The 7,745-nt window shown below is 72.5% G+C and carries 4 protein-coding genes; 2 read left to right on the forward strand and 2 right to left on the reverse strand.

Annotated elements, in window-relative coordinates; all coding sequences use genetic code 11:
- A partial coding sequence (locus tag D8M29_RS06540) for an alpha/beta hydrolase (protein ID WP_370450150.1) occupies positions 1 to 279 on the forward strand: 279 nt, incomplete at its 5' end.
- Between the two features lie 114 nt (positions 280 to 393).
- Positions 394 to 2,232: a long-chain fatty acid--CoA ligase gene (locus D8M29_RS06545; protein WP_127435373.1), complete on the forward strand. Its 1,839-nt coding sequence runs from the start codon at positions 394 to 396 to the stop codon at positions 2,230 to 2,232.
- 61 nt (positions 2,233 to 2,293) lie between these two features.
- Here the strand turns inward: D8M29_RS06545 and D8M29_RS06550 are convergent, their stop codons facing one another.
- Both D8M29_RS06550 and D8M29_RS06555 read right to left on the reverse strand, forming a co-directional pair.
- Complete coding sequence (locus D8M29_RS06550) at positions 2,294 to 3,757, reverse strand: mycothione reductase (protein ID WP_049146974.1); 1,464 nt, start codon at positions 3,755 to 3,757, stop codon at positions 2,294 to 2,296.
- A gap of 82 nt (positions 3,758 to 3,839) precedes the next feature.
- Positions 3,840 to 7,358: a pyruvate carboxylase gene (locus D8M29_RS06555; protein ID WP_127445857.1), complete on the reverse strand. Its 3,519-nt coding sequence runs from the start codon at positions 7,356 to 7,358 to the stop codon at positions 3,840 to 3,842.
- Between the last annotated feature and the right edge of the window lie 387 nt (positions 7,359 to 7,745).

Here is a 7,745-nt window from a genome sequence, read left to right on the forward strand (position 1 = left end):
TCCCGCACGCCGGTGGCCGGCGTCGCCGCCCTCGGCCGCATCCAGCGGGCCGCCCGCCGCGCCCTGCCGCGGATCACCGCTCCCGTGACGGTCTACCGGTCCGCCCGCGACGCCGTCGTGCCCGCCTCGAGCCACCGGACCCTGGTGCGGGGCCTGCGCCAGGCCCCCGTGGAGGTGGTGGGACTGCCCCGCAGCCGCCACGTCGCCACGCTCGACTACGACCTGCCGCTGCTGATCGACCACGGCCGGAGCGCGGTCGCCGCCATGACGACGCACTGAGTCGCGCCCGGACCCTGCCGCTGCCGGTTGTAGAGTGTGCGTGACACGACTCACACATACTTCCGTTCCGCCGACCATCGGTCGGCGGGACCGACCCGACGCCCGAGGAGTCCCATGCACGAGATCAGCGAGCCGTACCACCACCCCCGCCTGTCCCCGGAGGCGAACATCACGGACTTCCTGGAACGCCAGGCCACGGAGCGTCCCGACCACGGCCTCTTCGCGGTGCCCGACGCGCAGGACCAGTGGACGGACGTCTCCGCCCGGGACGCCCGCGAACGCGTGCGGGCCCTGGCCAAGGGGCTCATCGCCGCCGGGATCCAGCCCGGGGAGACGGTCGGTCTCCTGGCCTCCACCCGCCTGGAGTGGACACTGGTCGACTTCGCCATCTGGTATGCCGGCGCGGTCACCGTGCCCGTGTACGAGACCTCCTCCGTCAGCCAGGTGTCCTGGATCATCGAGGACTCGGACGTGCGCGCCGTCGTGACCGGGAACGAGGACCTCGCCAAGACGGTGCGGGACGCGGTGCAGCGCGAGGGCCTGCCGGAGCTGATCGGCCTGTGGACGATGGACCCGGCCGACGGCGCCCCCGGCTCCGGTCTCGAGGCGCTCGTCGCCCTGGGCACGGACGTCACCGATGAGGAGCTCGAGACGCGCCGGTCCTCCGCCGGCCTGGCCGACCTGGCGACCATCATCTACACCTCCGGCACCACGGGCCGGCCCAAGGGCTGCGAGCTCACGCACGAGAACTTCGCGGAGCTCGTCAACCAGACCCTGTCCTCCTCGCTCGGCGACGTCGTCCGCCAGGACACCTCCACCGTGCTGTTCATCCCCCTGGCGCACGTGTTCGCGCGCTTCGTCTCGGTGCTCACCGTCGCCGCGGGCGCACGCTGCGGGCACGTCTCGGACATCAAGCGGCTCTCGGTCTCGCTGCAGACCTTCCAGCCGAGCTTCGTGCTGGCCGTGCCGCGCGTGTTCGAGAAGATCTACAACGCGGCGCTGCTCAACGCGCAGAGCGGCGGCAAGGAGAAGATCTTCCGCCGTGGCGCGGACGTGGCGATCCGCTGGTCCCGGGCGCTGGACTCGGGCCAGATGACGGCGCCCCTGCGGCTGCAGCGCGCGTTCTACTCCGCGCTGATCTACCGCCGGATCCGGACGGCCATGGGCGGCCGGCTCGCGTACGCGGTCTCCGGCGGCGGCCCCCTCTCCACCGACCTGGCGCACTTCTTCCGCGGCGTGGGCGTGACCATCCTCGAGGGCTACGGCCTCACCGAGACGACGGCCCCCATCACCGTGGGCCGGCCGGACCGGCTGAAGATCGGCACGGTCGGACACCCCCTCGGCGGCAACCAGGTGCGGATCGCCGAGGACGGCGAGATCCTCACGCGCGGCACCTCGCTGATGCGCGGCTACCACAACCGGCCGGAGGCGAACGAGGAGGCCTTCGAGGACGGCTGGTTCCGCACCGGCGACCTCGGGGCCCTGGACGACGACGGCTTCCTCACGATCACCGGCCGCAAGAAGGAGCTGCTGGTGACGGCCGGCGGCAAGAACGTGGCACCGGCGATGCTCGAGGACGCGATCCGCAGCGACGCGCTCGTCTCCCAGGTGATGGTGGTCGGCGACGGCAAGCCCTTCATCGCGGCGATCGTCACCCTCGACACCGACACCCTGCCCGCGTGGCTCGCCGCGAACGGGCTGCCGAAGGACCTCGACGTCGCTGCGGCCGCACGCGAGGACGCGGTGCGCCGCCACATCCAGGAGGCCGTGGACAAGGCCAACAGCCTGGTCTCGCGCGCCGAGGGGATCCGGGAGTTCCGCATCCTCGACCGCGACTTCTCCCTGGAGGAGGGCCATGTGACCCCGTCCCTGAAGATGCGCCGGTCGGCGATCATGAAGGACTTCGCCGCGCAGATCGCGGACATCTACGGGGAGCCCGCCCCGCACAACTGAACGCCCCCTCGACGACGGCGCCCGGCCCCGCGGCCGGGCGTCGTCGTCCCCGCGGTTCCGGTCAGAGCAGACCGGAGTCCGGCACGTCCAGGCCCAGCAGCGCGTTCTCGACGACCTCGGTGAGGGCCGGGTGGGGCCAGTACTGGCCCCGCGCGAGCCGGTGGGCGTCGATGCCGAACGCCATGCCGGTCACGAGCGGCTGGATGAGGTTCGCGGCCTCGTGCCCCAGGATGTGCCCGCCCAGGATCCGTCCCGTGGCCTTCTCCGCGACGACGGTGCACACGCCCTCGGTGTCCTCCATGGCCCAGCCGTAGGCGACGTCCCCGAAGGACTGGGTCTTCACCGTGATCGCGTCCGCGCCGTAGTCGGCGAGCGCCTGCTCCACCGTGAGACCGACGGAGGCCACCTGCGGATGGGTGAACACGGCCGCCGGCACGGGGCCGAGCGTGTTGGCGCGGAGATCGTCCGGATGCTCCAGGTTGTGCGCGACGACGCGGGCCTCGTGATTGGCTACGTGCTTGAGCTGCCACGTGTTGGCGACGTCCCCGAGCACGTAGACCCCCTCCACCGGAGCACCGTCGGAGAGTGCGCGCTGATGCTCGTCGCTGGCCAGGACGCCGTCGTCGGTGACGTCCAGTCCCGCGGCGGCGGGGTCGAGGCGGTCCGTGTTCGGCGTCCGGCCGACCGCGATCAGCACCGTGTCCGCCTCGATGGCCTCCTCCACGATGCCGGTCTGCTCCTGGCCCTCCGCGCGATCCAGGCGCACCCGGACCCAGCCGTCCGCGGCCCGCTCGGCGTCCTCGACCGGTTCGATCCCGGCCGGGGTCCACCCCGTGCGCAGGTCCCACCGTCGGGCAGCGATCTTCGTGAACGTCGTGGACACGGACATGTCGTGCTGCTTGAGCAGCCGGTGGCCGCGGTTGACCTGGACGACCTCGGTCCCCAGCCCGGCGAAGACGGAGGCGAACTCGCAGGCGATGAACCCGCCGCCCACCACGAGCAGCCGCCGCGGCAACCGATCCAGTCGCATCACGGTGTCCGAGGTGTGCACCGACGGCAGGTCCAGGCCCGGGATCTCCGGGAGGGTGGGCCGCGACCCCGCGGCGACCACCACCTGGTCCGCCGTGATCTCCCGGCCCGAGGCGGTGCGCACGCGGCGGGGACCGACGAAGCGCACCTCCTCCTGGATCACGCTCGTGTAGTCCAGATCGTCCCGGCGGTAGCGCAGCCCGTCCCGGCTGATGCCGTCGATGCGCGTGAAGATGCGGTCCCGGATGGCCGGGAAGTCGGCGCCCGTGAACTCCAGCCCCACCCCGAGGCTCCGGGCCTCGGGGGGCAGCGCGGCCAGGCCGGCCGGGTAGGCGTACATCTTGGTGGGGATGCAGCCGACGTTCAGGCAGGTGCCGCCGAACGTGCCGGAGTCGGCGATCACGACGCTCCGGCCCTTCCAGTGTTCGCTGATCAGGGAGTTCCCCGATCCGGAGCCGATGATGAGCAGGTCGTGGTGTTCCGCAGAGGTGGCCATGCCTCCCAGGATAGGCACGGGCCCGGACGCGGTGGCGTCCGGGCCCGTGGGGCGGCCCGCCGGCGGCGGGCTCACGCGGGGCTCACTCGATCACGAGCAGCAGGTCTCCGCCGTTGACGGGCGTGACGCCCTCCGTGACCACGCGGCGCACGGTGCCCGCGGCCTGGGCCGTGATCGTGGCCTCCATCTTCATCGCCTCGATCGTGGCCACCGCCTGGCCGACCTCGACGGCGTCGCCCTCGGCCACCTGGACGGTGACCGAGCCCGCGAACGGGGCGGCGACGTGGCCGGGGGTGCCGGGGTCCGCCTTCTCCGCGGTCCGCACGGTGGACTCGATCGAGCGGTCCCGGACGGTCATCTGGCGCAGCTGGCCGTTCAGGGTGACCATCACCGTGCGCATGCCCTTCTCGTCCGGCTCGGAGACGGACATGAGGGTGGCGAGCAGCCGGACACCGCGTCCGAGCGAGATGACGTGCTCACGCCCGGGGACGAGGCCGTAGAGGAAGTCGCGGGTGTGCAGGGTGACGGTGTCCCCGAACTCCTCGCGGTGCGCCTCGAACTCCTTCGTGGGGCCGGGGAAGAGCAGGCGGTTCAGCACCGCGCGGCGGGTCTGTCCGGCCTCGGCGAGGGCGCTCGAGTCCTCCGCGGAGATCTCCACCATGCCCGCGCCCTCGCGGCGACCCTGGAGGGCCTTGGTCCGGAAGGGCTCCGGCCAGCCGCCGGGCGGGTCGCCGAGCTCGCCGCGCAGGAAGCCGATCACGGAGTCCGGGATGTCGAACTCCTGCGGACGCTCCGCGAACTCCTTCGGGTCCACGCCGGAGCCGACCAGCTGCAGCGCCAGATCGCCCACCACCTTGGAGGACGGGGTGACCTTGACGAGGTGGCCGAGCAGGTCGTCGGCCGCGGCGTACATCGACTCGATGGCCTCGAACCGCTCCCCCAGGCCGAGCGCGATCGCCTGCGTGCGCAGGTTGGACAGCTGGCCGCCCGGGATCTCGTGGTGGTACACGCGGCCGGTCGGGGCGGGCAGCCCCGCCTCGAAGGGCGCGTACGCCGAGCGGACGGACTCCCAGTAGGGCTCCATCGCGGTGGCGGCCTCGAGGCCGAGACCGGTGTCCCGCTCGGTGTGCTCGAGCGCCGCGACCAGGGCGGACAGCGGCACCTGGCTGGTGGTGCCCGCCATGGACGCGGTGGCCGCGTCGACGGCGTCCACGCCGGCCTCCGCCGCCGCGAGCAGGGTGGCCAGCTGGCCGCCGGCGGTGTCGTGCGTGTGCAGGTGCACGGGCAGGTCGAACTCGGCGCGCAGGGCGGTGACGAGCTCGCGCGCGGCCGCGGGCCGCAGCAGGCCCGCCATGTCCTTGATCGCCAGGACGTGGGCGCCGGCGTCGACCATCCGGCGGGCGAGGCCCAGGTAGTAGTCGAGCGTGTAGAGCGTCTCCTTCGGGTCCGTCATGTTGCCCGTATAGCACAGGGCCGCCTCGGCCACGGCGGTGCCCGTGGCACGCACCGCCTCGATGGCCGGGGTGATCTGCTCGACGTCGTTGAGGGCGTCGAAGATGCGGAACACGTCGACGCCGGACGCCGCGGCCTCGGCCACGAACGCGTCCGTCACCTCGGTGGGGTACGGCGTGTAGCCCACCGTGTTGCGGCCGCGCAGCAGCATCTGGATCGGGATGTTCGGCAGCTCCGCGCGCAGCAGCTCGAGGCGCTGCCACGGGTCCTCGTGGAGGAAGCGCAGCGCGACGTCGTACGTCGCCCCGCCCCAGGCCTCCACGGAGAGCAGCCCCGGCAGGGTGTGCGCGACGGCGGGGGCGGCGGCCAGCAGGTCGCGCGTGCGGACGCGGGTGGCCAGCAGGGACTGGTGGGCGTCGCGGAACGTGGTGTCCGTGACGGCCAGCGCGGTCTGCTCACGCAGGGTGCGGGCGAAGCCCTCGGGGCCCTGCTCCAGCAGCACCTGACGCCAGCCGCGCGGGGGCACCGCGTCCTCGTTCCGGCTCGGGCCGTCGAAGGGCGAGCGGTCCGGCTCCTGGTGCTTGTCGCCCGGGTGCTCGGGGAGGCGGTCGCGAGGGTCGATGCCCTCGACGCGCGGGCCGTGCGGCTGGTTGACGGTGACGTCCACGAGATACTGCAGGGCCTTGGATCCGCGGTCCTGGGAGCGGTTCACCGTGGCCAGCTCGGGGTGCTTGTCGATGAAGTCCGTGGCGACGTCGCCGCTGAGGAACTGCGGGTCGTCCATCACGTTCATCAGGAACGGGATGTTGGTGGCCACGCCGCGCACGCGGAACTCTGCCAGGGCGCGGCGCACGCGGCGCACCGCCGTGGCGTAGTCGCGTCCGCGGCAGGTGAGCTTGACCAGCATGGAGTCGAAGTGGGGGCTGATCTCCGCACCGGCGTAGATGGTGCCGCCGTCGAGGCGCACACCGGAGCCGCCGGCCGAGCGGTAGGCGGTGATGGTGCCGGTGTCCGGGCGGAAGCCGTTGGCCGGGTCCTCGGTGGTGATGCGGCACTGGATGGCGAAGCCGCGGACCTGGAGGGCGTCCTGGGTGATGCCCAGCTCGGGCAGGGTGGCGCCGGCGGCGATGCGCAGCTGCGCGCTCACCAGGTCCACGTCCGTGACCTCCTCAGTCACGGTGTGCTCCACCTGGATGCGGGGGTTCATCTCGATGAACACGTGCTGGCCCGCACGCTCGCCCGCCGTGTCCACGAGGAACTCGACGGTGCCCGCGTTGACGTACCCCATCTCCTTGGCGAAGGCGACGGCGTCCCGGTGCAGGGCCTGCCGGATCTCCTCGTCCAGGTTCGGGGCCGGGGCCATCTCGATGACCTTCTGGTGGCGGCGCTGGAGCGAGCAGTCCCGCTCGAAGAGGTGCACGACGTTGCCCTCGCCGTCGGCGAGGATCTGGACCTCGATGTGCCGCGGCCGCAGGACGGCCTGCTCGAGGAACACGGTGGGGTCGCCGAAGGCGGTGTCCGCCTCGCGCATCGCGGCCTCGAGGGAGCCGCGCAGGTCCTCGCGGCGCTCGACGCGGCGCATGCCGCGGCCGCCGCCGCCGGCGACGGCCTTGACGAAGATGGGGAAGCCGATCTCCTCGGCCTGCTCCAGGAGCCACTCGACGTCGGCGCTCGGGTCCGAGGAGGCCAGGGTGGGGATGCCCGCGCGCTTGGCCGCGCGCAGGGCCTCGACCTTGTTGCCGGTCAGCTCGAGGACGTCGGCGGGCGGGCCGACGAAGGTGATCCCGTTCTCGGCCGCGGCGCGGGCCAGGCCGGCGTTCTCCGACAGGAAGCCGTAGCCCGGGTAGATCGCGTCGGCCCCGGCGTCCTTGGCCACGCGGATGATCTCGTCCACGTCGAGGTAGGCGCGCACGGGGTGGCCCTCGTCGCCGATGCGGTAGGCCTCGTCCGCCTTCTGGCGGTGGATCGAATTGCGGTCCTCGTAGGGGAAGACGGCGACGGTGCGGGCGCCCAGCTCGTAGCAGGCGCGGAAGGCGCGGACGGCGATCTCGCCGCGGTTGGCCACCAAGACCTTGGAGAAGACGGCGCCGGCTCCGGTCGACCCGGCCGCGTCCTCTGGAGGGGTGAAGTTCTCGACAGGTGCGGTCATGGTTGGCAGTGTGTCACACCGCGCCGGAGTTCCGCCTCATGTCGCGCACAGTCACCGTTGCGAGACGAAAGATGACTGGCTCGGCCCTCCGGGGCGCCCGCGGTGGAGGGTCAGGCGGAGCGGCGGGCCCGACGCCGCCCGGCCAGCTCGTCCCCCGGCTCGGGGGCGCCCACCACGCTCTCGCGCGGCGCGGTTGGCAACCAAGACCGTGGAGAAGGCGGCGCCGGCTCCGGTCGACCCGGCCGCGTCCTCTGGAGGGTTGAAGTTCTCGACAGGTGCGGTCATGGTTGGCAGTGTGTCACACCGCGCCGGAGTTCCGCCTCATGTCGCGCACAGTCACCGTTGCGAGACGAAAGATGACTGGCTCGGCCCTCCGGGGCGCCCGCG

The organism is Micrococcus sp. HSID17227 (genome assembly GCF_003989405.1).
GTDB classification, from domain to species: Bacteria; Actinomycetota; Actinomycetes; order Actinomycetales; family Micrococcaceae; genus Micrococcus; species Micrococcus luteus.